Origin of the sequence: Pseudomonas sp. SH10-3B (genome assembly GCF_019891415.1) — a bacterium.
GTDB lineage: Bacteria > Pseudomonadota > Gammaproteobacteria > Pseudomonadales > Pseudomonadaceae > Aquipseudomonas.
The window spans coordinates 228,613-254,227 of the sequence record NZ_JAFLXD010000001.1 but is presented as its reverse complement, the minus strand read 5'-3'; the positions used below and the strand labels follow the sequence as shown (position 1 = coordinate 254,227).

The window sequence follows — 25,615 nt, the reverse complement described above, 5'->3', positions numbered from 1 at the left end:
TGATACTCAAGAGGGCACCCGCATGAGCCACTTCGATCTTGGCCGTCGCCGTGTGATGCAAGTCGTCGGCGCCGGCCTGTTGCTGCCGGGCCTGGCCCCGGCGGTGATCGCTTCGGTCAAGGACCGGCCGCAACTCACTGACGGTGTGCAGTCCGGCGACGTGCTGGGCGACCGCGCGATGATCTGGAGCCGCAGCGACCGTCCGGCGAAGATGGTGGTGGAGTGGGACACCCGCAGTGTTTTCAGCAACCCGCGCAAATTCGTCTCGCCCCTGGCCGACAGCCGCACCGATTTTACCGCCCGCGTCGAACTCACCGGGCTGCCCGCCGACCAGGCGATTTTCTACCGCGTGCACTTTGAAGATGCCCAGACCGGCGTCGCCAGCGAGCCGTGGTTCGGCCACCTGCGCAGCGTGCCGCAACAGCGTCGCGACATCCGGTTTGTGTGGAGCGGCGACACCGTCGGCCAGGGCTTCGGCATCAACCCGGACATTGGCGGCATGCGTATCTACGAAGCCATGCGCCTGCGGTTGCCGGACTTCTTTATCCACAGCGGCGATACCATCTACGCCGACGGCCCGGTACCCGCGCAATTGCCCACCGAGGGCGGGCGTATCTGGCGCAATATCACCAGCGAAGCCAAGAGCAAAGTCGCGGAAACCCTCGACGAATACCGTGGCAACTACCGCTATAACCTGCTGGATGAAAATGTGCGCCGCTTCAATGCCGAGGTGCCGCAGATCTGGCAGTGGGACGATCACGAAGTGGTGAATAACTGGTCACCCAGCAAGCAGCTCGACGAGCGCTACCAGACCAAGGACATCAACACCTTGGTCGGCCGTGCACGCCAGGCCTGGCTGGAATATTCACCCATGCGCCGACAGAGCGCAGACGGCGGCGGGCGGATTTATCGCAAGCTCAGCTATGGCCCGCTGCTGGATGTATTTGTGCTCGACATGCGCAGCTATCGCGGCGGCAACGATGACAACCTGGGCGACGCAAAACCCTTCCTCGGCCGCGAGCAGTTGGACTGGCTCAAGCGCGAACTCAAGGCCTCCCAGGCCCAGTGGAAGGTGATCGCCGCCGATATGCCCATCGGCCTCGGCGTGCCCGACGGCGAAGTCAGCCCCGGCGTGCCGCGCTGGGAAGCCATCGCCAACAACGACCCAGGCCCGGCGCAAGGCCGCGAGCTGGAAATCGCCGAATTGCTGGGCTTTCTGCGCGCGCAAAAAGTACGCAACCATGTATGGCTGACGGCGGATGTGCATTACTGCGCGGCCCATCACTACCATCCGGATCGGGCGGCGTTCCAGGATTTCGAGCCGTTCTGGGAGTTTGTCGCCGGGCCTCTGAATGCGGGCAGCTTCGGCCCGAACCCCTTGGATAAAACCTTTGGCCCTGAGGTGGTGTTCGAGAAGGCCCCGCCGGCGCAGAACACCTCGCCGTTTGCCGGGTTTCAGTTTTTTGGCGAAGTGCAGATTGATGGGCAGACAGCGGAGTTGACCGTTATTTTGCGCGACCTGGATGGGGTCTCGGTGTTCGAACAGAAGCTGCAACCCACCTGACTTGAAATGCGATCCCAATGTGGGAGGGGGCAACCCCCTTCCCACATTGGATCACATCAATAGACGTCGCGACGGTAGCGGCCCTGTTCGATCAAGCGTTCCACCGCCTCACTTCCCAGGATGTCGACCAGCGCCTGGTCCACGCCTGCCGCCATCCCCTGCAAGCTCCCGCACACATAAATCGCCGCCCCGTCCGCCAGCCATTTACGCAGCACATCAGCAGATTCGCGCAGGCGATCCTGCACGTAGATTTTCTCCTCCTGATCCCGGGAAAATGCCAGGTCCAGCAGTGCCAGGTCGCCACTGGCCAGCCAGCCTTGCAGCTCGTCCTGGCACAGGTAGTCGTGGGCGATAGTGCGTTCGCCGAACAGCAGCCAGTTGCGCTGCTGACCATCGGCAATCCGCGCCTTAAGCAAGCTGCGCAAGCCGGCCAGGCCGGTGCCGTTGCCCAGCAGGATCAACGGTACCGGCGCCTCTGGCAGATGGAAACCGCTGTTACGGCGCAGGCGCAGGCTGATCGAGGAGCCCATCGCGGCATGTTCGGTGAGCCAGCCTGAACCCAGGCCCAGGCTGCCATCCGGGTGGCGTTCCTGGCGCACGATCAGCTCCAGTACGCCGTCGCTGGCAATCGAGGCGATGGAGTACTCGCGCATGCCCAGGGGAGCAAGCGCGTTGACCAGCGCTTGAGCATGCAGGCCTACCAGGTGTGCGCGGTTGTCCGGCAGTTGGCGGGTCGCCAGGGCTTGATTGAGGGTGTGCGGCAAACCGTCGATCAGCACGCCGTCGGTGCCGGCCAGGCCCAGGCCTTTGAGGAAGTGCTCGATGGCCCTGGGACCATTGCGCGGCAGGATTTCCACCAGGTCACCGGCCAGCCAATGCTGTGGCGATGGCGATGTGAGGCCCAGCAGGTAAACGCCCGAACCGGTACTGCCAGGGTTAAGCAAGGCCCGCTGGCTCAGGGTCCAGTTTTCATACTGGGCGGTCGGCCAGGCTGCTGCTGGTGCATGGCCCGTCAATTGGCCAAGTTGTTGTTGCCAGTGCAGCAGGGCGACAGTGTCGCCGCTGTCCACTTCGACCGGTGCGAACAGGGGGTTGCCGCCCTGATTGGTCAGCCAGAAATGCAGGCGCCGGGCAAAGCCGCAGAAGTGTTGGTACTGGCGATCACCCAGGGCCAGTACTGAGTAGTTCAGGCCTTTGAGCGACAGATCCTGGCCGAGCACGCTGCGCTCGAAACCGCGGGCGCTGTCGGGGGCTTCGCCGTCGCCGAAGGTGCTGACGACGAACAACGCATTTTCCGACTGCCGCAAGTCGTCCTGGCTGACGCTGCCCAACGGCTGCACCTTCACTGGCAGGCCGGCCGCCTGCAATTGCCCGGCGGTCTGCCAGGCCAGTTGTTCGGCAAATCCGCTTTGGCTGGCAAAGCCGATCAGCCAGGCCGGGGCATCGCTGTGGTTTGTGTGCAGGCCTTTACGTGCATCACGCACCTGGCGCTTTTTGCGGCGACGGTCCAGGTACAGCAGCCAACCGGTGATGAAGAACAACGGCATGAGCAGCGCGCTGACGGTGAGGATAATGCGCCCCGCCAGGCCGAAATAACTGCCGGTGTGCAGCGCGTAGAGGCTGGTCAGTAACTGGGACTTGAAGGTTTTGCTGGCGTACTGGTCATGGAAGTTGACCTCGCCGGTGGCCGGGTCCAGGTTTATCTGGTTCACTGCGCGGTCGTGGGGTGAGTCTTTGAGCAGGTAATAGACGATGGCGGGTTGCCCGGCCACCGCTGGCATACGGATGTTATACGCACTCAAGCCTGGGCCGGCGTTGCTGTAGATGCTGCTCCAGATTGCGTCGTAGTTGGCCACGGGTGCCGGGCCTTCGGGTGGTGGGCCGCGCTTACGCATCCGTTCATTTTGCGGCGCGTCGGACAGCAGTTTGGTCAGGCCCTGGCTGTACCAGTCGTAGGACCACGACAGCCCGGTCAGCGCCGCCAGCAGGTAGGCCAGCAGGCACCAGGTGCCGAACACCGAATGCAAATCCCAGTTGAAGCTGCGGCCCTTTTTGCGCCAGTCCAGTGTCAGCCAGGCTCGCCAGCTTGCGACCTGGCGCGGCCAACGCAGGTACAGGCCGGACAGGCAGAAGAACACCAGGATCAGCGTGCACGCGCCGGTGATCTGCCGGCCGGTTTCGCCCATGGCCAGGAAGCGGTGCAATTGCAGGATAAAACCGAATACATCCTGGCCGACCACGTCGCCCATGTAGTCGCCGGTATAGGGGTCGAAGTAGCGCATCTGGCCACGGCGCTCACCCGGTGGCGGGGTGAAAAACACGCGGGCGGCGTTGCCGCTTTCGCTTTCCACCCACAGCATGGACACGGTCTTGCCTTCGGTGGCTTCCAGCTTGCGCACCAGTTCGGCAGGCGGCAGCACGCCGGCTTCGCGTTTCTCCACGCTCAATACGCTTGGGTTGAGCGCCCGCAGGATTTCATCCTGAAACGACACCGCAGCCCCGGTGATCCCCATCAAGGCCAGCACCAGCCCGGCAGTGATGCCGAAGAACCAGTGCAACTGGAACAGGGTTTTCTTCAACACGTCTGACTGCCTCGTCTATCTGGATATGAATGCCAAGGCGCGCATTATGCCGTGAGTTGTCGAGAAACATTCTTTTTTACACATAAAAAAGCCCACGACGGGTCGTGGGCTTTTTCTCGCAGCGTGCAGCTTAAGGCGTGGCGCTGCGGTTACACGTAGAACGACTTCAACGGCGGAAAGCCATTGAACTCAACCGCGCTGTAGCTGGTGGTGTACGCACCGGTCGACAGCCAGTACAAACGATCACCAATCGCCAGGTTCAGCGGCAGGCCGTACTTGTAGTTTTCGTACATGATGTCGGCGCTGTCGCAGGTCGGGCCGGCGATCACCACTTCTTCCATCTCGCCTTTCTTCTCGGTCCAGATCGGGAACTTGATGGCTTCGTCCATGGTTTCGATCAGGCCGGAGAATTTGCCCACATCCGTGTACACCCAACGCTCGACGGCGGTACGGGATTTACGTGCAACCAGGACCACTTCACTGACCAGGATGCCGGCGTTGGCGATCAAGGAGCGGCCTGGCTCGAGGATGATTTCCGGCAGGTCATCGCCGAAGTCTTCCTTGAGGAAGCGGATGATCTCTTCAGCGTAGGTTTCCAGGCTGTTGGTGCGGGTGATGTAGTTGGCTGGGAAGCCACCGCCCATGTTGATCAGCTTGAGGTGGATGCCGTCTTCTTCCTTCAGGCGTTCGAAGATCACTTTGACCTTGGCGATTGCCGCGTCCCACACGCTGATGTCGCGTTGCTGCGAGCCAACGTGGAACGAAATGCCGTACGGCACCAGGCCCAGGTCACGAGCGAGGATCAGCAGGTCCATGGCCATGTCGGTCTGGCAGCCGAATTTGCGCGACAAAGGCCAGTCGGCGGTGGTCGAGCCTTCGGTGAGGATACGTACATACACCTTCGAACCCGGAGCGGCCTTGGCGATGTTGCGCAGGTCGGCTTCGGAGTCGGTGGAGAACAGGCGCACGCCCTTCTCGTAGAAGTAGCGGATGTCCTTGGATTTCTTGATGGTGTTGCCGTAGCTGATACGGTCGGCGCTGACGCCGCGGTCCATGACCTTGTCCAGCTCGTAGATCGAGGCGATGTCGAAGCTCGAACCCTTGTCTTTCAACAAGTCGATGATCTCGACGGCAGGGTTGGCCTTGACCGCGTAATACACCTTGGCGAATTCGAAACCGGCGCGCAGGTCATCGTAGGCCTGGCTGATCATCGCGGTGTCGATCACCACGAACGGGGTTTCTTGCTTGTCGGCGAACGCCTTCATTTTGTCAAAAGTGGCGCGCGCGAAATAATCTTCGACGTTGATCGACATGCTGGGAACTCCTAAGGGCAAACTAAATTGATCAATGGGTGCAAATGAACGTCCTCCGTATCCCCACTTTGGTTCGCCTACTTCCCAAGGCATGTCGCCGAAAGCAAAAAGGCCATGGGAACAACCGCTTCCCTTGGCCTTGCTGTCTCGTCGTCAGTACTTGAGCCGGATGGATCGTTTCCAGCATGGACGTTCGGCGCGAACTTTAGGACGTGAGGGGCCATAGATCAACTAAAAATGTCGCGTTTTTGCACGCGTTCGTCGCGGGACCGCGTGCAGCTACTTATGTAACCGACACGTGTGACGGAATGATGTTCCCCGCTGAGTGGTAATCGAGGCGATTTCCCTGACTCACCGAAGCGGAAATGTGGGAGGGGGCTTGCTCCCGATAGCGGTGTATCAGTCACTTCATCTGTCACTGATCCACCGCCATCGGGAGCAAGCCCCCTCCCACATAAAATCAGGCCAGGGCGGTCTCGGCAGGCGAGACAATACTGGTCTTGCCTCCACGGGACTTACCGGAACTCAAGTACTCGGCGATCGATTCCTGGGTCACCTCACCCAGGAATACCCGCTCCGCATCCATCACCGGCAACCACGAGCGGTTGAACTCGTACATACGCGACAACAGGATGCGCAAATGCTCGTCGTACGCCGCCGTGGCGTTGAACTCGCGCAGATACTGGCCACAGGTGCCGGTCTGACGGTGCAGGTCGCGACGGCGTACATAGCCGAGCGCCTTGTTCTCGGCGCACGTGACCACCACATAGCGGCGGTCGGTTTCGTCCATCAGCTCCAGGGCCTCGGCCACCGGGGTTTCCGGGCTCACCGACGGGGCGTTGTCGGCCGCGTCTTCAGCCTTCACCAGCAGCAGGCGCTTGAGGGTGCTGTCCTGGCCCACGAAGTTGCTGACGAACTCATCGGCCGGATGCGCCAGCAGCGTATCCGGGTGGTCGATCTGCAGCAGCTTGCCGGCGCGGAAGATGGCGATCTTGTCACCCAGCTTGATGGCTTCGTCGATGTCGTGGCTGACCATGATCACGGTCTTGTTCAGCGCGCGTTGCATCTCGAAGAACTCGTTCTGGATCATCTCGCGGTTGATCGGGTCGACCGCGCCGAACGGCTCATCCATCAGCAGCAACGGGGCGTCGGCCGCCAGTGCGCGGATCACGCCGATGCGCTGTTGCTGGCCGCCCGACAGCTCACGCGGGTAGCGATGCAGGTACTGCTTGGGCTCCAGCTTGATCATGCTCATCAACTCGCGGGCGCGGTCGTGGCATTTCTGTTTGTCCCAGCCCAGCAACTTGGGCACGACCACAATGTTTTCCTCGATGGTCATGTTCGGGAACAGGCCGATCTGCTGGATCACGTAGCCGATGTTGCGACGCAAGGTCACTTCGTCGAGGTCGGTGGTGTCTTCGCCGTTGATCAGGATCTTGCCCGAGGTCGGCTTGATCAGGCGGTTGATCATTTTCAGCGTGGTGCTCTTGCCGCAGCCCGAAGGGCCGAGGAATACGCAAATCTCGCCTTCGTTGACGGTCAGGCTTACGTCGTTCACGGCCGAAACAGTTTTGCCGTTGCTTTGAAAAGTCTTGGTCAGGTTTTGAAGTTCGATCATTTGAGCAGTCCTTTTGGAGTCAGCGAGCGTTGCAGCCATTGCAGAAGCAGGTCGGCGAAGATGGCCAGGAGACTGACCAGCACGGCGCCAACGATCAGCATCGACATGTCGCTGCGGCTGATGGAAGCCAGAATAAGTACACCCAGGCCACCGGCGCCGATGGTGGCGGCGATGGTCATGACGCCAATGTTCATCACCACGGCGGTACGCACACCGGCGAGGATCACCGGCACGGCGATGGGCAGTTCGACCATGCGCAGGCGCTGGCCGAAGGTCATGCCGATGCCTTTGGCGGCCTCGCGAATGCCCGGTTCAACGCCGGTCAGGGCCAGGTAGGTGTTACGCATGATCGGCAGCAGGGAGTAGAGGAACACGGCGGTGATCGCCGGCATCGGCCCCAGGCCCTGGCCGAACTTGGAGTAGAACGGCAGCAGCAGGCCGAACAGCGCGATGGACGGTACGGTCAGCAGCACCGTGGCGCTGGCTTGCAAAGGGCCGGCGAGTGTCGGGAAGCGGGTCATCAGCACGCCGAGGGGCACGCCGACGACAATCGCCAGGATCACCGCGATACCGACCAGGGTGATGTGCTGCCAGGTCAGGTGCAGGACCTGGGCCCAATCAAGATGGGAAAAGGCGTTCAGGAATTCCATGTCTTCTCCTTCTTAGTTGATCGGATGTTGGCGCAGGAAATCGGCGGCAACAGCGGATGGGCTTTCATGGTCGACGTCGACCCGTGCGTTCAACTCACGCATGGTCTTGTCGTCGAACAGCGCGGCCAGTGGGGCAAGGTCTGCGGCCAGCTGCGGGTGTGCGTCGAGGTAAACCTGACGTACCACGGGGGCTGCGGTGTAGTCCGGGAAGTAGTGCTTGTCGTCTTCCAGCAGCTTCAACTTGAACGCGTTCAGGCGACCGTCGGTGGTGTAGACCAGGCCGGCAAACACCTGGCCGTTACGCAGCGCGGTGTAGACCAGGCCGGCGTCCATCTGCCGAGTGTTTTTGCGCGTGAGGTTCATGTCATACAGCTTGACCATGCCGCCCATGCCGTCGGAACGGTTGGCGAACTCGGTGTCCAGGGCCACCAGGCGCGTGCCTTTGGTTTTCTCGGCCAGGGCTTGGGTCAGGTCGCTGATGGTGTTGATCTGCGGGAATTCCTTGGCCACGTTTTCCGGCAATGCCAGGGCGTAGGTGTTGCTGAATTTCGACGGCGACAGCCAGACCAGGCCTTTTTTCGCGTCGAGTTCTTTGACCCGGGCGTAGGACTGTTCGCTGTCGAGCTTCTCGTCCACATGGTTGTAGGCCACCAGCGACACGCCGGTGTACTCCCAGATCAGGTCCAGTTGCCCGCTTTCCTGGGCACTGCGTGCCAGGTTGCTGCCCAGGCCGCCGGTCACGCGGGTGTCGTAACCCTTGGTGCGCAGGTACTGGGAAGTGATTTCGGCCAGCAGGGTTTGTTCGGTGAACACCCGGGCGCCGATGCGGATCACGGGTTTTTCAGCGGCTTGCGCAAAACCTGCAAACAGCAGGACGCAGCTCAATATCAAGGTCAGTTTTTTCATGTGAATTCCTTTGCCAAGCCTTAAGACGGACGCAACCCGCGTTCCAGCCAGAGGCGGCTGGCCATGGTCACCAGACCGTCGAGCAGCAATGCCAGCAGTGCGGTGCATGCGGCACCAAGCAGCAGTTGCGGCTGATTGTTCAGGGCGATGCCGGGGAAAATCAGGCTGCCCAGGCTGTTGGCACCAATCAGGAACGCCAGTGGCGCGGTACCGACATTGATCGCGAGGGCCACGCGCACGCCGCCGATGATGATCGGCACGGCGTTGGGCAATTCGACGCGAAACAGCACCTGGCGTGGGGTCATGCCAATGCCGGTGGCGGCTTCTTTCAACGAGCCTTGAACGTTTTTGAGGCCTTCGTAGGTGTTGCGCACGATGGGCAACAAGGAGGCGAGGAACAGCGCGAAGATGGCCGGGCCGCTGCCGATGCCGAGGACGCCGAGGGCGATGGCCAGTACGGCCAGGGGTGGGACGGTGTTGCCGATGTTGAAGATCTGCATGAAGCGTTCTGCGCGCCCGACCATGTTCGGTCGGCTGAGCAGGATACCGGCGGGGATGCCCACAACGAGGGCGGCCAGCATGGAGACTAGAACCAGGATCAAATGAGCTTGCAGGTAAAACAACAAATCGTCGCGGTACAGTTCGATCGTGTTGATGCCGATCCAGTGGACCAGCAGGGCCAGGAGAGCGACGACAACCACTCCTCCTATCAGCCCTTTGCCATAGCGAATAGCCACAGGCGGACTCCTTTTTTCTTTTGTCGGCGAACACATTCTCCGGCGGCAATGCCATTGCTGGCTGCCTCTGAATGAGTTCGCGAAAAGCAGCTCGCCAATACCGGCAACGCGGTATCAAATCGAGCCATGAGCGCAGCCTCGTCAGGCTAACTTGCTGATTTATCAGCCCCTGTTACGAGTGCGGTAGCAGGGGAGTGGACGTCTCTACCTTTTAAAAGGTTCCATACTTGGCAGCATTTAGCCACCCCCAATGGGGTGAACGGTGGTCCGTCACTCCCGGTTTGCGCTATACTCGCCGCCCTTTTTTGACTCACCTGCCAGGCGATTTCCCATGACCCACCAGGCCGCCGAAGTCGCGAAACGCCGCACTTTCGCCATTATTTCCCACCCCGATGCCGGTAAAACCACCATCACCGAGAAGCTCCTGCTGATGGGCAAGGCGATCGCAGTGGCCGGCACGGTGAAATCCCGCAAATCCGACCGCCATGCCACCTCCGACTGGATGGAAATGGAAAAACAACGGGGTATTTCCATTACCACGTCGGTCATGCAGTTCCCGTATCGCGACCACATGGTCAACCTGCTCGACACCCCGGGCCACGAAGACTTCTCCGAAGACACCTACCGCACCCTGACTGCGGTGGACTCGGCACTGATGGTCCTCGACGGCGGTAAGGGCGTCGAGCCACGTACCATCGCGCTGATGGACGTCTGCCGCCTGCGCGACACGCCGATCGTCAGCTTCATCAACAAACTCGACCGCGACATCCGCGACCCGATCGAGTTGTTGGATGAAATCGAAGCCGTCCTGAAGATCAAGGCCGCGCCGATCACCTGGCCGATCGGTTGCTACCGCGACTTCAAGGGCGTGTACCACCTGGCCGACGACTACATCATTGTCTACACCGCCGGCCACGGTCACGAACGTACCGATGTGAAAATCATCGAGAAGCTCGACTCCGACGAAGCCCGCGCCCACCTGGGTGATGAGTACGACCGCTTTGTCGACCAGTTGGAACTGGTACAGGGCGCCTGCCACGAGTTCAACCAGCAGGAATTCCTCGACGGCCAGCTGACCCCGGTGTTCTTCGGCACCGCCCTGGGCAACTTCGGCGTCGACCATGTGCTCGACGCTGTCGTGAACTGGGCGCCGAAGCCTCTGGCCCGCGTTGCCAACGAGCGTACTGTCGAGCCTGTTGAAGAGAAATTCACCGGCTTCGTGTTCAAGATCCAGGCGAACATGGACCCCAAGCACCGCGACCGTATCGCCTTTATGCGTATCTGCTCCGGCAAATACGAAAAAGGCATGAAGATGCGCCACGTGCGCACCGGCAAGGACGTGCGCATCGGCGACGCCCTGACGTTCTTCTCCTCCGAGCGTGAACAGCTCGAAGAAGCCTACGCCGGCGACATCATCGGCCTGCATAACCACGGCACCATCCAGATCGGCGACACCTTCACCGAAGGCGAAGCGCTGGGCTTCACCGGTATCCCGCACTTCGCCCCGGAACTGTTCCGCCGCGTGCGCCTGCGTGACCCGCTGAAATCCAAGCAACTGCGCCAAGGCCTGCAGCAGCTGGCGGAAGAAGGCGCTACCCAGGTGTTCTTCCCCGAGCGCAGCAACGACATCATCCTCGGCGCCGTCGGCGTGCTGCAGTTCGATGTGGTCGCCAGCCGCTTGAAAGAGGAATACAAGGTCGAATGCTCCTACGAGCCGATCACCGTGTATTCCGCGCGCTGGATCGATTGCAGCGATAAGAAGAAGTTGGAAGAGTTCTCCAACAAGGCTGTGGAAAATCTTGCGGTCGATGGTGGTGGTCACCTGACCTACCTGGCCCCGACCCGGGTCAACCTGGCGTTGATGGAAGAGCGCTGGCCGGATGTGAAATTCCGCGCGACCCGCGAGCACCACTAAGGTCCGAGCGCCGCAAAACAAAATATGGGAGGGGGCTTGCCCCCTCCCATATTTTTTGTCTCCACCAGGCATGGGATTGGCGATAACCCTGCATCGGGTCTAGCGTTTACCCACCGACTGTAAAGGAGACAATCGTGCGAAATACTCAACGCGCCATCCCCCTTGTGTTGCTGGCCGCCCTAGCGCTGACGGCCCTTCCAGCCCTGGCGGGCGCAGGGGCGCCGCAGTGGAAAGACACCGGCCCGGTTACCAAGAAAAAACAGAACGAGGTCAACTCCGGCAGTTGGCAGCCCCAGGCCCAGCCCGCGCCCAAGGAGGATGCAGAAAACCCCTACAACGAAGGGGAGGACAGCGAAACCTATGATGACGGTGACACCTGATAGCTGGCGCAAACCCTGTATCACAACTAGCTTCAAGGACTGGCGACGGTAAATCGCTGTCGTGCTGGATTCACCTACTGACGGGACGGAAATCGACCATGAGTATTTTTCAGCGAGTAGTGCTGTTGATAAAAGTGCTGGTGCTGATGTCGTTGGGCATGTCGGCGGCCTGGGCGCATAACCCGGTGCAGAGCCCGACGGGCTTGTCGGCAGTGCAGAGCGAGCAGGGCAAGTCCCTGCAACTCGCCAAGTCCGAGGCTGAGCCGGGCGATCAGGACCAGGGCGGCAGCAAGGATGACGATGATTCCACCACTCACGAACCGGACAGCGACGATCCGGACGACGATGATGGTGACAGCCAGACGTAGGTTCCCGCCAAAAGAAAGCCCCTCCCGCCAGGCTGATGCGCAACCTGACGGGAAGGGCTGTAGAACGCTGTATCACTTCTTACACATTTCTACGGGCCAGGGTTTCAGGCCACGAATTGCTCCGCGTAGTGGCAAGCCACCTGACGGTTATCCAACGCCCGCAACTGCGGCTCCTCGCTGCTGCAACGCGCTGTCGCGTACGGGCAGCGCTTGTGGAAAGCACAGCCCGGCGGCGGGTTCAGTGGGTTGGGCAACTCGCCAACGATTTTGATCTTCGGTTTGTTCGGATCCGGATGAATGGTCGGGGTGGCCGACAGCAGCGCCTGGGTGTACGGGTGCAAGGGGCGGGCGTAGATGTCTTCCTTTGGGCCCACTTCCACCGGGCGGCCGAGGTACATCACCATCACGTCGTCGGCAACGTGCTGCACCACTGCCAGGTTGTGGGAGATGAACACGTAGGCGGTGTTGAATTCCTGCTGCAGGTCCATGAACAGGTTGAGCACCTGGGCCTGGATCGATACGTCGAGGGCCGAGGTCGGTTCATCCGCTACCAGCACTTTCGGTTGCAGCATCATTGCCCGAGCCAAGGCGATGCGCTGGCGTTGGCCACCGGAGAACATATGCGGGTAGCGCTGATAATGCTCGGGGCGCAGGCCCACTTGCTTCATCATCGCCTGCACTTTCTCGCGGCGTTCGGCGGCGGACAGGTTGGTGTTGATCAACAGCGGTTCGCCCAGTTGATCACCGACCTTCTGGCGTGGGTTCAACGACGCGTACGGGCTCTGGAACACCATCTGCACGTCTTTGCGCAGTTGCTTGCGCTGGGCCTTGTCGGCGCCGGCGACTTCCTGGCCGGCGATTTTCAGCGAGCCTGAAGAGGGCTCTTCAATCAGCGTCAGCGCACGCGCCAGGGTGGATTTGCCGCAACCCGACTCGCCTACCACCGCGAGGGTCTTGCCGGCTTCCAGTTCAAACGACACACCATTAAGCGCGCGTACCAGCGCATGGCCCTTGAACAGGCCACGGGACACTTCGTAGTGACGGGTCAGGTCGCGGGCGGTAAGAACGACGGCCATTACGCCACCTCCTGGTTCAAGGGGTAGAAGCAGCGCGCGAGGCTGTTGGATTTAGGGTCAAGACCGGGGCGGGTCTGGCGGCAGCTTTCCTGCACATACGGGCAGCGCGGCGACAGCAGGCAGCCCTGCGGGCGGTCATAGCGGCCGGGCACGATACCCGGCAGCGTGGCCAGGCGCGTGGCGCCGAGGCTGTGCTCGGGGATCGCCTTGAGCAGCGCTTCGCTGTACGGGTGCGCCGGGATATCGAACAACTGCGGCACCTGGCCGACTTCGACGGCTTGGCCGGCGTACATCACGCACACGCGCTGGGCGGTTTCTGCCACGACCGCGAGGTCATGGGTGATCAGCACCAGGCCCATGTTCTGCTCTTTCTGCAGGGCCAGCAGCAGTTCCATGATCTGCGCCTGGATGGTCACGTCCAACGCGGTGGTCGGCTCATCCGCGATCAGCAGTTTCGGCTCGCCGGCAATCGCCATGGCGATGGCCACACGCTGGCTCATACCGCCGGACAACTGGTGCGGGTAGGCGTCCATACGGCTGGCCGCGCCCGGGATCTCGACTTTTTCCAGCAGTTCGATGGCCCGTTTACGCGCTTGCTTGCCGGACATCTTCAGGTGCAGGCGCAGCACTTCTTCAATCTGGAACCCCACGGTGTAGCTGGGGTTCAGCGCGGTCATCGGGTCCTGGAACACCATCGCCAGGTCTTTGCCGACGATCTGGCGGCGCTGGCGATTGCTCAGCTTGAGCATGTCCTTGCCGTCGAAGTTCAGGGCGTCGGCGGTGACGATGCCGGGGTGCTCGATCAGGCCCATCAGCGCCATCATGGTCACGGATTTACCCGAGCCCGACTCGCCAACGATCGCCAGGACTTCGCCTTTGTCGACAGAGATGTCGAGGCCATCGACCACCGGCACGGCGGTCTTGTCGCCGAAGCGGACGTTGAGATTCTTGATTTCTAACAGTGACATGGGAATCTCCTCAGGCGGCGTTCTTGAGTTTCGGGTCCAGCGCATCGCGCAGGCCGTCACCCATCAAGTTGATTGCCAGCACGCTGAGCAAAATGGTCAAACCAGGCAAGCTCACTACCCACCAGGCGCGTTCGATGTAGTCACGGGCCGAAGCCAGCATGGTGCCCCACTCAGGCGTTGGCGGTTGTACGCCAAGGCCCAGGAAGCCCAGGGCGGCGGCATCGAGGATCGCCGAAGAGAAACTCAGGGTGGCCTGAACGATCAGCGGTGCCATGCAGTTAGGCAGCACGGTGATGAACATCAGGCGGGGCAGGCCGGCACCGGCGAGGCGCGCGGCAGTCACGTAGTCACGGTTCAGTTCGCCCATCACCGCAGCGCGGGTCAGACGTACATAGGACGGCAGCGAGACGATAGCGATGGCGATCACGGTGTTGATCAGGCCAGGGCCGAGGATCGCGACAATGGCAACCGCCAGCAGCAGCGAGGGCAGGGCCAGCATGATGTCCATCAGGCGCATGATGGTCGGGCCGAGCAAGCGCGGGAAGAACCCGGCAAACAGGCCCAGCAGGATGCCCGGGATCAGCGACATCACTACCGACGACAAGCCGATCAGCAACGAGAGGCGCGAGCCCTGGATCAGGCGCGAGAGCAGGTCGCGGCCCAGCTCATCGGTGCCGAGCAGGAACTGGATCTGCCCGCCTTCCAGCCACGACGGCGGGGTGAGCAGGAAGTCGCGGTATTGCTCGCTGGGGTTATGCGGTGCCACCCAGGGCGCGAAGATTGCGCAGAACACGATCAGCAACATGAACAGCAGGCCGGCAACCGCGCCTTTGTTCTTGGAGAAGGCTTGCCAGAATTCTTTGTACGGGGACGGGTACAGCAGGCTTTGATCGACTGCTGACACTTGAGTAGGTGTGGTCATGGTCATGATCTCAGCGCTGGTGACGGATGCGGGGATTGGCGAAGCCGTAGAGGATGTCCACCACGAAGTTCACCAGGATCACCAGACAGGCGATCAGCAGGATGCCGTTTTGCACCACCGGGTAGTCCCGCGCGCCAATGGCTTCGATCAGCCATTTGCCGATGCCGGGCCACGAGAAGATGGTTTCGGTCAGGACCGCACCGGCCAGCAGGGTGCCGACTTGCAGGCCGACCACGGTGAGTACCGGGATCAAGGCGTTACGCAGACCATGGACGAACACCACGCGCGCCGGCGACAGGCCTTTGGCCTTGGCGGTGCGGATGTAGTCTTCGCGCAATACTTCAAGCATCGACGAACGGGTCATCCGGGCGATAACGGCCAGCGGAATGGTACCGAGCACGATGGCCGGCAGGATCAGGTGGTGCAGCGCATCCCAGAATGCGTCCGGCTCGTCAGCCAGCAGTGTGTCGATCAGCATGAAGCCGGTGCGCGGCTCGATGTCGTAGAGCAGGTCGATCCGTCCCGACACTGGCGTCCAGCCCAGGCTCACGGAGAAGAACATGATCAGGATCAGGCCCCACCAGAAGATCGGCATCGAATATCCCGCCAGGGAGATGCCCATCACCCCGTGGTCGAACAGGGATCCTCGCTTGAGTGCCGCGATCACCCCGGCCAACAGGCCAAGGATGCCGGCGAACAACAGGGCGGCCATGGACAGTTCCAGGGTCGCCGGGAAGAGGGCGGTGAACTCGGTCCACACGCTGGTACGGGTACGCAGCGATTCGCCAAGGTCGCCTTGGGCGAGCTTGCCGACGTAGTCCAGGTATTGCGCATACAACGGCTTGTTAAGGCCAAGGCGTTCCATTGCCTGTGCGTGCATCTCGGGGTCGACTCGTCGTTCGCCCATCATGACTTCGACGGGGTCGCCGGGGATCATGCGAATCAACGCAAACGTCAGCAACGTGATGCCGAAAAACGTGGGGATCAATAACCCCAGTCGGCGGGCAATAAAACTAAACATCTTGTTGTGTACCTCAATCAGCCGGTTAGGCAGGTTCGGCGCCGTCCTGGTGGGCGGCGCCGAGCGTTTCTCTTATTTACTTCACCTGGGTAGTGGCGAAGTTATTTGTGGTCAGAGGGCTTTGGGTAAAACCCTCGACGTTCTTGCGCATGGCGGTGAACATTTTCGGGTAAGCCATGGGAATCCATGGTTGGTCCTTATCGAAAACGTCCAGTGCTTGTTGATAGAGTGCAGCCCGCTGCTGGGGTTCAGCGTCGGCGCGGGCCTTATCGATCAAGTCCTGAAACTCTTTGTTACACCAGCGCGCGTAGTTTTCGCCGTTTTTCGCTGCATCGCAACTCAGGTTCGGTGTGAGGAAGTTATCCGGGTCGCCGTTATCACCGGCCCAACCGGCAGAAACCATGTCGTGCTCGCCGGCTTTGGCGCGCTTGAGCATTTCGCCCCATTCCATGACCTTGATATTGACCTTCAGGCCGATCTGCGCCAGATCCGCCTGCATGCGCTGGGCGCCGAGCATTGGGTTCGGGTTGGTCGGGCCGCCGCCGTTACGGGTGAACAGGGTGAACTCGGTGCCTTCCGGTACGCCGGCTTCCTTGAGCAGGGCACGGGCCTTGTCCAGGTCGCGCTCAGGGTTTTTCAGCTTGTCGTTGAAGCCCAGCAGGGTCGGCGGATACGGGCCGGTGGCATCGACGGCGTTGCCTTTGCCGTACAGGGATTCGTTGTAGCCTTTCTTGTCGAACGCGATGTTGATCGCGTGACGCACCCGCGCGTCGCTCATGTACTTGTGGGTGGTGTTCAGGGCGGTGTAGGCGGTGGTCATCGCTGCCAGTTCCGCGACCTTCAGGTTCGGGTCTTTCTTGATGCTGGGAAGGTCATCGGGCTTGGGATACAGCGCGATCTGGCATTCGTTGGCCTTGAGCTTCTGCAGGCGCACGTTGTTGTCGACTGCAATGGCCAGGATCAACGGATCGGCCGGAGGCTTGCCACGGAAGTACTCCGGGTTGGCCTTGAAGCGCACCTGGGCGTCCTTCTGGTAGCGCGTGAAAATGAACGGGCCGGTGCCGATCGGCTTGCTGTTGAGCTCTTCGGTCTTGCCGGCGGCGAGTAGCTTGTCGGCGTACTCGGCGGAGTGGATGGCGGTAAACGGCATCGCTACATCGGCCAGGAACGGTGCCTCAGGGCGGGTCAGGGTGAAGACCACGGTATGGTCATCGGTCTTCTCTACGCTCTTGAGCAGTTCCTTGAAGCCCATGCTTTCAAAGTACGGGTAGCCCACGTTGGACTTGTTGTGCCATGGGTGTTTTGGGTCCAGCTGGCGCTGGAAGCTCCAGAGCACGTCGTCGGCATTCATGTTGCGCGTGGGTTTGAAGTAGTCGGTGGTGTGGAACTTGACGTCGTCGCGCAGGTGAAAGGTGTAGGTCAGGCCGTCGTCACTGATTTCCCAGGAGGTGGCGAGCGCTGGCACGATTTCAGTGGTGCCGGGCTTGAAGTCCACCAAACGGTTGAACATGGTTTCAGCCGCGGCATCGGCGGTGACGGCGGTGGTGTACAGGACCGGGTCGAAACCCTCCGGGCTGGCTTCTGTGCAGACCACCAGGGGTTTGGCCGATACGCCGATAGCCACGCTTAACAGCGCAGCGGCAACAGCAGCTTGTAGCGGGAGCATTTTCATTCAGAGCCCTCTGCAATCGATGGGACCAGACAAGCGTAGACGGCGGGCTCGTCCTGAGCCCGCCGTCTACCTGGCGCTAATTAAAGAATGTTGAACGGGATGGTGGTGACCAGGCGGAACTCTTTGATGTTGCCGTCAGCCTGTTGTGCGCTGGCGCGGTGAGTCACGTAGGTGCCACGAATGGTGGTGGCCTTGAGTGGGCCGCTCTGAATCGCGTAGGAGGTGCCAACGCCGTATTCCTGGTGTTTCTCGCCGTCCATCAAGCGCAGGTCGCTACGCGAAGCGCCGGCTTCACCGTAGGCGGTACCGTTGTAGTGAGTACCGTCGATGCCCCAGCCGCGGGCCGAGTAGACGTTGAACTTCAGGCCTGGCACGCCGTATTCGGCCATGTTGATGGCGTAGGCGACCTGGAAGGACTTCTCGTTCGGGCTGTTGAAGTCAGAAGTCAGGGAGTTGGCCAGGTAGATGCCGTTGGTTTCGTGCAGGTAGTCGAAGTACTCGTCACCGTTAACTTCCTGGTACGAGAAGGTCAGGCTATGGGCCTGGTGGGTCAGCCCCAGGGACAACGAGTATGTGTCGTTGTCGATGTTGCCCATCTTCTTGCTGCCGGTGTCGGTGGTTTTGTAGTAGTTCAGGCCGGTGGTCAGTGCCAGGGTCTGTGCATCACCCAATTCGTGGGTGGCACCGAAGTAGTACTGGTTCCAGAAGTCTTCGACGTTAGCGGCGAATACGCTGGTTTTCAGGCTCTTGAACGGCTGGTAGTTGAAGCCCAGGGTTTTGACCTTGTCGGTTTCCTGGCCATTGCCGTACTCGGAACGGAATTTCGACAGGCTTTGTTCGGTACGCGGCGAAACGCGATCGAAGATGCCGCCCTGGAACGACAGGTTGCTGAACTCTTCGCTGTTGAAGCTCACACCTTCGAAGCTCGAAGGCAGGGCACGGTTGCCGATGGTGTCGACGATTCCGCTGCTGAAGTTCTGGCGACCGGCGGTCAAGGTTGTGTTGGACACGCGGAATTTGACGTTAGCCAAGCCCAGCTTGCTCCACTGGCCTACAGCGTCACCGAAGGAGTGAGCCAGGGTACGGTTGGAGCCGCCGGCGATGTCTTTTTGGTCCCGGTCGAGCGCAATGTAGTTGTAAGCGGCGACTTCGGTACTCACGCCAACCGTGCCTTGGGTGAAGCCCGAGGTGTAGTTGAGGATGGTGCCTTGGGCCCAGTTGTAGCGGCGGGAAACCCTGGTGGTTACATCATTGGCTTTATCGGCTTCATTTTTGTAATAACCGAACTTCTGGCCACGAAATTTCATTTCGTTGGAGTACCAGTTACGGGTCGTGCCGCCCAGGCTTTGACCATCAATAAAGCCCTTGGCCTCGCTTTGGGCGCTGGCGCCGGCCAGTGTGGTTGGAACGAAGTCCTGGCTGGCGGTTTCAGCGTAGGCGGTGGCCGTGATGGTGCTGATGGCCAGGGCCAGAAGCGCTTTGTTGCTCAGTTTCATGGGTGAAGCTCCTTTGGTTCTCTTTTTAATGCCGGTCTTTTTTGGTGATCCGACTATTGGGTGTGTAACTCATTCAAGCGGTTGCAAACGTTTGCTGTAGGAAAAATCCCAACAAAAGGCTGCGTGTTTGCGAGAGAGCCAACTTCGCTCTCTGCAATCCGGTTATTTTCTTATGGGGTAATACTGACGCCCGAGAATACGTTGCGGCCGAAGGGGCTTACTTTGAAGTCTTCGACTTTGGCGCTTAACGGCTGGTTGACCGTCGAGTGGGCGACTGGCGTGATCGGCACCTGCTGCTTGAGCAGTTGCTGCGCCTGTTTGTACAGAACAGTCCGTTGTTCTCGGTCGGTCACGACCTTGGCTTGCTTGATCAGCTTGTCGTACGCCGGGTCACACCACATGGAGTAGTTGTTCCCGCCGATGGCGTCGCAGCTGTAGAGGGTACCCAGCCAGTTGTCCGGGTCACCGTTGTCGCCGGTCCAGCCGATCAGGCTGACATCGTGCTCACCGTTCTTGGTGCGCTTGATGTACTCGCCCCACTCGTAGCTGACGATCTTGACCTTCAGGCCGATCTTGGCCCAGTCGCTTTGCAGCATCTCGGCCATCAGCTTGGCGTTGGGGTTGTACGGCCGTTGCACCGGCATCGCCCACAGGGTGATCTCGGTGCCTTCCTTCACGCCGGCAGCCTTGAGCAGTTCCTTGGCTTTTTCCGGGTTGTAGGCGGCGTCCTTGATGGTGTCGTCGTAGGACCACTGGGTCGGCGGCATGGCATTGACTGCCAACTGCCCCGCGCCTTGGTACACGGCGTTGAGGATGCTCTGCTTGTTCACCGCCATGTCCAGCGCCTGGCGCACTTCGAGCTGGTCGAATGGCTTGTGGCGCACGTTGTAGGCGATGTAGCCGAGGTTGAAGCCGGGCTTGGTCAGCAGTTGCAGCTTCGGGTCGGCCTTGAGCGCGTCGACGTCGGCCGGGCGCGGATGCAGGGTGACCTGGCATTCGCCGGCCTTGAGTTTTTGCACGCGCACCGAAGCGTCGGTGTTGATGGCAAAAATCAGCTGGTCCAGCTTGACCTTGCTCGGGTCCCAGTACTGTTTGTTGCCCACATAGCGGATCTGCGAGTCTTTCTGGTAGCGCTGGAAGACAAAGGGGCCAGTGCCGATCGGCTTCTGGTTGATGTCGCTGGGCTTGCCTTCCTTGAGCAACTGCTCGGCGTATTCGGCCGACAGGATGGCGGCAAAGCTCATGGCGATGTTCTGCACGAACGCAGCGTCGACCGAGTTCAGCGTCATCACCACGGTGTGCGGATCGGTTTTCTCGACCTTGGCGATGTTCTTGTTCAGGCTCATCCCGTTGAAGTACGGAAACTCGGTGGGGTAGGCCTTGCGAAACGGGTGGTCGGGGTCAAGCATGCGGTTGAAGGTGAACAGCACGTCGTCGGCGTTGAAGTCGCGCGTCGGCTTGAATTCCTTGTTGCTGTGGAATTTCACCCCTTCACGCAGGTGGAAGGTGTAGGTCAGGCCGTCTTCGGAAATATCCCACTTGGTCGCCAACCCAGGCACGACGTTAGTCTCGCCTTTTTCAAACTCGACCAGTCGGTTGTACAGCGGCTCGGCCGCATCGTTATCGGTGGCGGTGGTGTACTGCGCGGTGTCAAAGCCCGCGGGGCTGCCTTCGGAGCAGAACACCAGGCTCTTCTTGTCGGCGGCGTGGCCCATGGTGGCCATGGCCAACAGGCTGGTGCCAAAGACTGCGGATAGAACGGTGGTATGGCGCATAACGATCCCGATCCTTGTTTGTAGTTGTCATCAGCGAGCAATCACCCAGGCGCAAGGCCTGGGCGACATCACTGATCCCACACACAGCAAGTGCCCTTCCCAAGTTGGAGCCTCCGCTGTCCTACGACGTTATGGGTCGCGGACTTCGCAGTAAATGCGCCAAATCGGACTGACCTTGTAGGCAAAAGAGCTGCTTGTCGCAGTTCGCAGCTGTAGGACGCGGCGATTGCTAGCGTGGTCTATTTCCTACGGTCCAGGCGGATGCAATAACGGCGACGTTAGGAAACGTCGCCGTCATTGAGTCTTACTTGCCGCTTACGCTCACGCCGTAGAAGGAGTTCAGGCCAAACGGGCTGATCTTGAAGTCCTGTACGGTGTTGCGCATGGGTTGATACACCGTCGAGTGCGCGATAGGTGTCATCGGGACTGCATCTTTGAGGATATGTTGCGCCTGCTTATACAGCTCGGTGCGTTTGGCGACGTCCGACGTTGCCTTGGCTTCTTTCACGACGCCGTCGAATTTCTTGTCGCACCACTTGGAGAAGTTGTTGCCGGCCAGGGAATCACAGCCGAACAGCACGTTCAGCCAGTTGTCCGGGTCCCCATTGTCGCCGCTCCAGCCAATGATCATGGCCTGGTTCTCGCCGCCTTTGGAGCGCTTGATGTACTCGCCCCATTCATAGCTGGTGATCTTGACCTTCAGACCGATCTTGGACCAGTCGTTTTGCAGCATTTCGGCCATCAGCTTGGCGTTCGGGTTGTACGGACGCTGAACCGGCATGGCCCACAGGACGATCTCGGTACCTTCCTTGACGCCCGCTTCCTTGAGCAGCGCCTTGGCTTTCTCGGGATCGTACTTGGCGTCCTTGATGGTGGTGTCGTAGGACCATTGGGTTGGCGGCATGGCGTTGACGGCCAGTTGACCCGCGCCCTGGTAGACGGAGTCGATGATCTGCTGCTTGTTCACCGACATGTCCAGCGCCTGGCGTACGCGCAGGTCAGCCAGCGGGTTTGGCTGGTCGCTGCCCTTGATCTTGTCCATGACGTTGTAGGCGACATAGCCGAGGTTGAAACCGGCTTGGTGCGGCAGTTTCAGGTCCTTGTCTTCACCCAGCGCCTTCAGGTCGGCCGGGCGTGGGAACAGGGTGATCTGGCATTCGTTTTTCTTGAGCTTCTGGATACGCACCGACGGGTCGGTGGTGATGGCGAAGATCAGGTTATCGATCTTCACGTCTTCAGGTTTCCAGTAATCCTTGTTGCCGGTGTAGCGAATGTTCGAGTCTTTCTGGTAGCTCTTGAACACGAACGGGCCAGTACCGACCGGCTTCTGGTTGATGTCCTGGGGCGTGCCGTTTTTCAACAGCTGCGCGGCGTATTCGGCCGACTGGATCGACGCGAAGCTCATCGCCAGGTTCTGGATGAAAGCGGCGTCCACGGTGCCAAGGGTGAACTTGACGGTGTGGGCATCGACCTTCTCGATGTTCTTGATGTTGGTGTCCATCCCCATGTCCGTGAAGTACGGGAACTCAGTGGGGTAGGCCTTACGGAATGGATCGTCTTTGTTGATCATCCGGTTGAAGGTGAACAGTACGTCGTCAGCCGAGAATTCACGAGTGGGCTTGAAGTACGGGGTGGTGTGGAACTTGACGCCTTCGCGCAGGTGGAAGGTGTAGGTCAGGCCATCCGGGGACACGTCCCAGCTGGTGGCCAGGCCAGGAACAACGGCGGTGCCGCCTCGTTCGAACTGGCTCAGACGGTTGAACATGGTTTCGGCCGAGGCATCGAAGTCTGTTCCGGTGGTGTACTGGCCTGGGTCGAAACCGGCCGGGCTCCCTTCGGAGCAAAACACCAGGTTAGTCGCCGCTTGGGCGAAAGGGGCCGCGGCCATAAGGCCAGCGCTCACTAATAACGGAAGGACTGCGTGTTTAAGCATGTTGGCCTCATGATTTGTTGTCATTTTTGGTGGTGAGGGCGACCTCGTGAGTCGGCCTGCGGATACTTATGCAGGCGCCATACCCATTGCAAGATGCTGAACCGTTGCAAGACTGAAAGAGTGGTACGAACGTACAGGAATGTCGCAATTATGAAAGTTTTGACATATTTGAGCATATTTATAGGTTTTTTTCGGTGCATGGAGTGCACCATGAAGGGTCAACCGAGGCGTCTGGCGCACTCGGTTGGGGCGTTGCTGTTACTTATCTAGACTCACGCCGTAGAACGGTGTCAGTCCGAAGGGGCTGATCTTGAAGTCCTTCACTTCCTTGCGCAGCGGTTGGAAAACCGTCGAGTTTGCAATAGGTGTTATAGGTACTTGTTCCTTAAGTATTTTTTGTGCCTGTTGATACCACTTGATGCGCTGTTCACGGTCACTGCTGACCTTGGCCTGTTGCACCAGCTTGTCATAGGCAGGGTTACACCATTTGGCGTAGTTGCTGCCCTTCACCGCAGCACAACTGTAGAGCACGCCGAGCCAGTTATCCGGGTCGCCGTTGTCGCCGGTCCAGCCATAAATCATCGCATCGTGCTCGCCATTTTTGGCCCGCTTGATGTACTCGCCCCACTCATAGCTGACGATATTGGCCTTGATGCCAATCTTTTCCCAATCCTGCTGGATCATCTGGGCCGACATACGTGCATTCGGGTTGGAGGCACGTTGCACGGTCATCGCCCACAGGTTGATGGTGGTGCCAGGTGCAATCCCTGCTTCTTTTAGTAGCGCCTTGGCCTTGGTCGGATCGTGCGGGGCATCCTTGATGGAGGGGTCATAAGACCACTGCGCCGGTGGCAGTGCGTTCTGCGCCAATTGCCCGGCGCTCTGGTACACCGCCTTGATGATCGCCGGCTTGTCGATGGCCATGTCCAGGGCCTGGCGGACCTTGAGCTGGTCCAGCGGTGGGTGGGTCACGTTGTAGGCCAGGAAGCCCAGGTTGAAACCGGCTTGTTGCAGCACGCGCAGATTGGGGTCCTGCTTCATTACTTCAATGTCCGAAGGGCGCGGGTAGCCGCTGACCTGGCATTCGCCAGCCTTGAGTTTTTGCAGGCGCGACGCAGCGTCCGGGGTGATGGCGAACACCAGGTTGTCGAGCTTTACATCCTCGGGTTTCCAATACTGTTTATTGGCCGCGTAGCGAATCTGCGAGTCCTTCTGGTAGCGCTTGAACACAAATGGCCCGGTGCCTACCGGTTTCTGGTTGATGTCCTCGGCCTTGCCCTGCTTGAGCAACTGCGCGGCGTATTCGGCGGACTGGACCGAGGCGAAGCTCATGGCGAGGTTTTGCACGAACGAGGCATCGACGTTGTTCAGGTTGAAACGCACGGTGTGTTCGTCGAGTTTGTCGACGCTCTTGATCGTGGTGTTCAGGCCCATGTCGGTGAAGTATGGCGACTCGGAAGGGTAGGCCTTGCGAAACGGGCTCTGGGCATCGAGCAGGCGATTGAAGGTGAACAGCACGTCATCCGCGTTGAAGTCGCGGGTCGGCGTGAAGAAATCGGTGGTGTGGAACTTGACGCCATCGCGCAGATGGAAGGTGTAGGTCTGGCCGTCTTTGGAGACATCCCAGCTCGTGGCCAAGCCCGGTTCGACTTCGGTGCCGCCACGCTTGAACTGGGTCAAGCGGTTGAACACGGTTTCGGCGGACGCATCGAAATCGGTGCCGCTGGTGTACTGGCTCGGATCAAAACCGGCGGGGCTGGCTTCGGAGCAGTAGACCAGGGTGCTGGCGGCGTGGGCCAACGGCATAAAGGCCAGCAGGCCTGCGGCAAGGAGGAGCGGTTTGAAGGCGATTCTGTCCATGTAGACCCCTGAAGTGGCAGGTATAGGCTGCCCAAACGAAAACGGCGGCCACCGAGGTTACCGCCGTTCAGGTTTGTCAGGTAGGGGGTTACGGCATCTGTACTTCGATCACGCCATCGGCACTCATGGTCACCTGGCTGGTACCGGCTTCCACCTCTGGCGTCGGCGCCGAATCCATCATGGCCGCTTTCATCATCATCCCGCCGCGCGCATAGGGCTGTGGATAACCATTGGTGTTGAAGTTCAAGTTGACGATCTTGTAACCCTTGCCGCCCAGGGCGTCGGTGGCCAGTTGTGCGCGTGCTTTGAACGCGGCAACGGCATCCTTGAGCAGCGCGTCTTCGCTGGCTTTGCGCGTGGTGTCGGCGATGGCGAAGTCCATGTTTTCCATTTTCAGGGTATTGAGCAACTCGCCGGTGAGTTTGGACAGCGCCGGGAAGTCCGCGCTTTCCAGGCGCAGTTCGGCGCGCTCACGCCAGCCGGTGATCTTCTGGTTCTTGTTGTCGTAGATCGGGTAGCTGTTACGGCTGCCCTGGCGCAGGGTCACGCCTTTGACTTCACGAGCCTCGCCCAGTGCCTTGTTCAAAGTGGTGGTGATTTCGGCCGCGAGCTTGGCCGGGTCGGAGTTCTGGGACTCGGTGTAGAGGGTGACGATCATCTTGTCGCGGGCCACTTCCTGGCTGGCCTCGGCGCGCAGGGAGATCTGGTTGTAATGCAGCTCATCGGCGGCCATTGCCGGAAGGCTGGCCAGGGCGCTGGCGCTGAGGGTGAGAACGGCGGCACTGCGGATGAAACGAGACATGGAAGCTCCTTAGGGTGTTCGTATCGGTATGACTGTAGACGGTGGTATCGGGTTCTT

20 protein-coding genes are annotated in these 25,615 nt (G+C 60.2%); 4 read left to right on the top strand and 16 right to left on the bottom strand.

What is annotated here, in order from left to right; translation table 11 throughout:
• Window positions 1-22: 22 nt before the first annotated feature.
• A complete protein-coding gene (locus tag J1G35_RS01205) occupies window positions 23-1,564 on the top strand; it encodes an alkaline phosphatase D family protein (RefSeq protein ID WP_223012983.1) in 1,542 nt (513 codons plus the stop codon).
• A 56-nt stretch (window positions 1,565-1,620) separates the two neighbouring features.
• On the opposite strand, the gene J1G35_RS01200 is transcribed toward J1G35_RS01205, so the two are convergent.
• The 6 genes from J1G35_RS01200 to J1G35_RS01175 form a co-directional block, all read right to left on the bottom strand.
• Window positions 1,621-4,146 (bottom strand): sulfite reductase flavoprotein subunit alpha, encoded by a 2,526-nt coding sequence (locus J1G35_RS01200; protein ID WP_053131669.1) that lies wholly within the window; start codon window positions 4,144-4,146, stop codon window positions 1,621-1,623.
• A gap of 149 nt (window positions 4,147-4,295) precedes the next feature.
• Window positions 4,296-5,459: a type III PLP-dependent enzyme gene (locus J1G35_RS01195; protein ID WP_014716890.1), complete on the bottom strand. Its 1,164-nt coding sequence runs from the start codon at window positions 5,457-5,459 to the stop codon at window positions 4,296-4,298.
• Window positions 5,460-5,919: 460 nt separating this feature from the next.
• Complete coding sequence (locus J1G35_RS01190) at window positions 5,920-7,077, bottom strand: ABC transporter ATP-binding protein (protein ID WP_053131666.1); 1,158 nt, start codon at window positions 7,075-7,077, stop codon at window positions 5,920-5,922.
• The gene (locus J1G35_RS01185) at window positions 7,074-7,727 is read right to left on the bottom strand and encodes an ABC transporter permease (RefSeq protein ID WP_027604864.1); all 654 of its coding nucleotides are present in this window, start codon (window positions 7,725-7,727) and stop codon (window positions 7,074-7,076) included. The genes J1G35_RS01190 and J1G35_RS01185 overlap by 4 nt, the downstream gene beginning before the upstream one ends.
• Window positions 7,728-7,739: 12 nt before the next feature.
• Entirely contained in the window at window positions 7,740-8,633 is an 894-nt protein-coding gene (locus J1G35_RS01180; protein WP_053131663.1) for a glycine betaine ABC transporter substrate-binding protein, read from the bottom strand.
• A gap of 20 nt (window positions 8,634-8,653) precedes the next feature.
• Window positions 8,654-9,370: an ABC transporter permease gene (locus J1G35_RS01175; RefSeq protein ID WP_027604862.1), complete on the bottom strand. Its 717-nt coding sequence runs from the start codon at window positions 9,368-9,370 to the stop codon at window positions 8,654-8,656.
• 331 nt (window positions 9,371-9,701) lie between these two features.
• On the opposite strand from J1G35_RS01175, the gene J1G35_RS01170 reads away from it, so the two are divergent.
• From J1G35_RS01170 to J1G35_RS01160, 3 genes are all read left to right on the top strand, one after another.
• Window positions 9,702-11,285, top strand: coding sequence for a peptide chain release factor 3 (locus J1G35_RS01170; RefSeq protein WP_053131660.1), 1,584 nt, complete (start codon window positions 9,702-9,704; stop codon window positions 11,283-11,285).
• 134 nt (window positions 11,286-11,419) lie between these two features.
• Window positions 11,420-11,665 (top strand): hypothetical protein, encoded by a 246-nt coding sequence (locus J1G35_RS01165; protein ID WP_053131658.1) that lies wholly within the window; start codon window positions 11,420-11,422, stop codon window positions 11,663-11,665.
• A gap of 98 nt (window positions 11,666-11,763) precedes the next feature.
• Window positions 11,764-12,033, top strand: coding sequence for a hypothetical protein (locus tag J1G35_RS01160; protein WP_223012982.1), 270 nt, complete (start codon window positions 11,764-11,766; stop codon window positions 12,031-12,033).
• 104 nt (window positions 12,034-12,137) lie between these two features.
• Here J1G35_RS01160 and J1G35_RS01155 read toward each other — a convergent pair whose 3' ends face one another.
• The 10 genes from J1G35_RS01155 to J1G35_RS01110 form a co-directional block, all read right to left on the bottom strand.
• Window positions 12,138-13,109: a peptide ABC transporter ATP-binding protein gene (locus J1G35_RS01155; protein WP_017138288.1), complete on the bottom strand. Its 972-nt coding sequence runs from the start codon at window positions 13,107-13,109 to the stop codon at window positions 12,138-12,140.
• Window positions 13,109-14,077, bottom strand: a complete 969-nt coding sequence (locus J1G35_RS01150; protein WP_053131654.1) for an ABC transporter ATP-binding protein — start codon at window positions 14,075-14,077, stop codon at window positions 13,109-13,111. The genes J1G35_RS01155 and J1G35_RS01150 overlap by 1 nt, the downstream gene beginning before the upstream one ends.
• Window positions 14,078-14,087: 10 nt before the next feature.
• Window positions 14,088-14,999, bottom strand: coding sequence for an ABC transporter permease subunit (locus J1G35_RS01145; protein ID WP_027604858.1), 912 nt, complete (start codon window positions 14,997-14,999; stop codon window positions 14,088-14,090).
• A 10-nt stretch (window positions 15,000-15,009) separates the two neighbouring features.
• On the bottom strand, window positions 15,010-16,020 hold the full coding sequence (locus J1G35_RS01140; protein ID WP_003171721.1) for an ABC transporter permease subunit: 1,011 nt from the start codon (window positions 16,018-16,020) through the stop codon (window positions 15,010-15,012).
• 76 nt (window positions 16,021-16,096) lie between these two features.
• On the bottom strand, window positions 16,097-17,692 hold the full coding sequence (locus J1G35_RS01135; RefSeq protein ID WP_223012980.1) for an ABC transporter substrate-binding protein: 1,596 nt from the start codon (window positions 17,690-17,692) through the stop codon (window positions 16,097-16,099).
• 80 nt (window positions 17,693-17,772) lie between these two features.
• Window positions 17,773-19,188 (bottom strand): OprD family outer membrane porin, encoded by a 1,416-nt coding sequence (locus J1G35_RS01130; protein WP_053131649.1) that lies wholly within the window; start codon window positions 19,186-19,188, stop codon window positions 17,773-17,775.
• Window positions 19,189-19,358: 170 nt separating this feature from the next.
• Complete coding sequence (locus J1G35_RS01125) at window positions 19,359-20,963, bottom strand: ABC transporter substrate-binding protein (protein ID WP_223012978.1); 1,605 nt, start codon at window positions 20,961-20,963, stop codon at window positions 19,359-19,361.
• A 304-nt stretch (window positions 20,964-21,267) separates the two neighbouring features.
• Entirely contained in the window at window positions 21,268-22,896 is a 1,629-nt protein-coding gene (locus tag J1G35_RS01120) for an ABC transporter substrate-binding protein (RefSeq protein WP_053131645.1), read from the bottom strand.
• Window positions 22,897-23,154: 258 nt separating this feature from the next.
• Complete coding sequence (locus tag J1G35_RS01115) at window positions 23,155-24,756, bottom strand: ABC transporter substrate-binding protein (protein WP_223012976.1); 1,602 nt, start codon at window positions 24,754-24,756, stop codon at window positions 23,155-23,157.
• 88 nt (window positions 24,757-24,844) lie between these two features.
• Window positions 24,845-25,558, bottom strand: a complete 714-nt coding sequence (locus tag J1G35_RS01110; protein ID WP_053131641.1) for an SIMPL domain-containing protein — start codon at window positions 25,556-25,558, stop codon at window positions 24,845-24,847.
• Window positions 25,559-25,615: the final 57 nt, after the last annotated feature.

Excerpts from the sequence above, each read along its gene's own strand:
- J1G35_RS01185 (WP_027604864.1), bottom strand. The coding sequence starts at position 7,727 with ATGGAATTCCTGAACGCCTTTTCCCATCTTGATTGGGCCCAGGTCCTG.
- J1G35_RS01135 (WP_223012980.1), bottom strand. The coding sequence starts at position 17,692 with ATGAAAATGCTCCCGCTACAAGCTGCTGTTGCCGCTGCGCTGTTAAGC.
- J1G35_RS01195 (WP_014716890.1), bottom strand. The coding sequence starts at position 5,459 with ATGTCGATCAACGTCGAAGATTATTTCGCGCGCGCCACTTTTGACAAA.
- J1G35_RS01120 (WP_053131645.1), bottom strand. The coding sequence starts at position 22,896 with ATGCTTAAACACGCAGTCCTTCCGTTATTAGTGAGCGCTGGCCTTATG.
- J1G35_RS01205 (WP_223012983.1), top strand. The coding sequence starts at position 23 with ATGAGCCACTTCGATCTTGGCCGTCGCCGTGTGATGCAAGTCGTCGGC.
- J1G35_RS01180 (WP_053131663.1), bottom strand. The coding sequence starts at position 8,633 with ATGAAAAAACTGACCTTGATATTGAGCTGCGTCCTGCTGTTTGCAGGT.
- J1G35_RS01190 (WP_053131666.1), bottom strand. The coding sequence starts at position 7,077 with ATGATCGAACTTCAAAACCTGACCAAGACTTTTCAAAGCAACGGCAAA.
- J1G35_RS01170 (WP_053131660.1), top strand. The coding sequence starts at position 9,702 with ATGACCCACCAGGCCGCCGAAGTCGCGAAACGCCGCACTTTCGCCATT.
- J1G35_RS01115 (WP_223012976.1), bottom strand. The coding sequence starts at position 24,756 with ATGGACAGAATCGCCTTCAAACCGCTCCTCCTTGCCGCAGGCCTGCTG.
- J1G35_RS01125 (WP_223012978.1), bottom strand. The coding sequence starts at position 20,963 with ATGCGCCATACCACCGTTCTATCCGCAGTCTTTGGCACCAGCCTGTTG.
- J1G35_RS01140 (WP_003171721.1), bottom strand. The coding sequence starts at position 16,020 with ATGTTTAGTTTTATTGCCCGCCGACTGGGGTTATTGATCCCCACGTTT.
- J1G35_RS01145 (WP_027604858.1), bottom strand. The coding sequence starts at position 14,999 with ATGACCACACCTACTCAAGTGTCAGCAGTCGATCAAAGCCTGCTGTAC.
- J1G35_RS01130 (WP_053131649.1), bottom strand. The coding sequence starts at position 19,188 with ATGAAACTGAGCAACAAAGCGCTTCTGGCCCTGGCCATCAGCACCATC.
- J1G35_RS01160 (WP_223012982.1), top strand. The coding sequence starts at position 11,764 with ATGAGTATTTTTCAGCGAGTAGTGCTGTTGATAAAAGTGCTGGTGCTG.
- J1G35_RS01150 (WP_053131654.1), bottom strand. The coding sequence starts at position 14,077 with ATGTCACTGTTAGAAATCAAGAATCTCAACGTCCGCTTCGGCGACAAG.
- J1G35_RS01110 (WP_053131641.1), bottom strand. The coding sequence starts at position 25,558 with ATGTCTCGTTTCATCCGCAGTGCCGCCGTTCTCACCCTCAGCGCCAGC.
- J1G35_RS01155 (WP_017138288.1), bottom strand. The coding sequence starts at position 13,109 with ATGGCCGTCGTTCTTACCGCCCGCGACCTGACCCGTCACTACGAAGTG.